The sequence below is a fragment of the Lysinibacillus sp. GbtcB16 genome, from assembly GCF_019091145.1.
GTDB classification, from domain to species: domain Bacteria; phylum Bacillota; class Bacilli; order Bacillales_A; family Planococcaceae; genus Lysinibacillus; species Lysinibacillus fusiformis.
The window spans coordinates 1-234 of the sequence record NZ_JAGXJV010000898.1 but is presented as its reverse complement, the minus strand read 5'-3'; the positions used below and the strand labels follow the sequence as shown (position 1 = coordinate 234).

Annotated in this window: 1 pseudogene; it reads left to right on the top strand. The window is 48.7% G+C overall.

Annotation, left to right across the window (positions count from 1 at the left end):
- Nucleotides 1-234, top strand: a pseudogene (locus KVT27_RS26240) (hypothetical protein); the annotation flags it as partial.

The following is a 234-nucleotide window of genomic DNA, read 5'->3' as shown; positions in this document are numbered from 1 at the left end:
AAGCTGGCTCGGCGAACAATGGGTACAAATCGATTTGCCGGAGATTGGCTGGCTGGTGCCCAAGGATGAATATTTGGATGTAACCGGCAGCATTCCTTTGTACAATAAGCCGGAGTATGGGTACACGGGAACTACGCTATCCTCTCAAATCGTTCATTCGAAGGGAATTTTTTACCGACCGATGCAAACTCCCTCTTGGCTCTTGGATACATGGCTCGGGGACAAATGGTTTAC